The sequence below is a fragment of the Dielma fastidiosa genome, from assembly GCF_000313565.1.
Taxonomy (GTDB): domain Bacteria; phylum Bacillota_I; class Bacilli_A; order Erysipelotrichales; family Erysipelotrichaceae; genus Dielma; species Dielma fastidiosa.
On the sequence record NZ_HE578932.1, the window covers coordinates 56,362 to 57,485 of the forward strand.

1 protein-coding gene is annotated in these 1,124 nt (G+C 42.3%); it reads left to right on the forward strand.

Annotated features, from left to right (window positions below; genetic code table 11):
- Nucleotides 1-497: 497 nt before the first annotated feature.
- Nucleotides 498-1,124 (forward strand): FMN-binding protein (locus DAHG_RS20740; RefSeq protein WP_147576407.1); only part of this gene is annotated, 627 nt, incomplete at its 3' end.

Consider the following 1,124-nt stretch of genomic DNA (forward strand, 5'->3'; position numbering starts at 1 on the left):
GAGAGAATATCGAGTGTTCGTAAAAGAAAAGCAAACGCAAACAGAGAAGTGGGCAGCGATTGCTGAGAAGGTAGGAAAAGCGAGTATTAAAGAATGTCAGTTTACTGCCATATTAGCGTTATTCAGATAACATAAAAATCAGTTCAATGAATCAAAGTAAATAGACCCAAACTAGAAGAAAAGGCTGTTTACTTGATGGAAATCATTGAACTGATAAAAAGAGTTCTTGTATGGATTTGCTCGGGTATGACTCCAATACCGATAGATAGAAGGAGAGAGACATTGAAATACAGGAAGGAACAGCGTCGCGAGAAAGGCAGCTGGGTGTCATCTTTAATGGCATGATTTCCTGAAGGATTGAAGGAAATCATTTTCTTGGTAGATTATAGTTTCTGCTTGTTTGTGAAAATTTTCTTGACTGTATATTAGCTATATAGTGGAAAATAAAGACAAGGTTAAACGCTTACATAACACAAAGAGATGAAAAGGAGAAAGTTATGAAAAAAGTGGTAGGATTATTGCTGTGTGGTGTGCTGGCCGTAAGTGCGGCTGCCTGTTCGCCAAAGAAGGAAGTTAAAACGCTGACAGGTACCGGCAAGGGCTTTGGCGGTGAAATTACCGTAACGGTAACAACTGAGGATGGAAAAATCACCAAAGTAGAAGTGGTCGGTGAAAAAGAGACGCAGGGGATTGGATCAAATGCGATTGAACAGCTGCCGGCGAAGATCGTTGAGGCAGGTAATACAGATGTAGATACCATCGCAGGTGCGACCGTTTCCAGTAAGGGAATCCTTTATGCGGTAAATAACGCGTTAGATCCTGAGGCATATCCATGGCCGATTGAAGAGAGTAAGAAGGATGTCAATGAGGTTGTGGCTTCTGATGCCGATATGGGCTTTGGTGTTGCCAGCTCAGGCCGTGTAGGTCCGGGCAAGGATGATCAGGAAGTACAGGTTTACAGCTTTAATCAGGTCTATGCAAGTGCGATTTTTGACAAAGAAGGAAAAATCTTAGAATTGCATATTGATCAGCTGGAAGTGGCGACACCGAATTATGACGGTGAAACGATGCCGCATTTCAGCGGTTATCCAGGCCAGACCGGCTATAATATTGATGAAAATCAC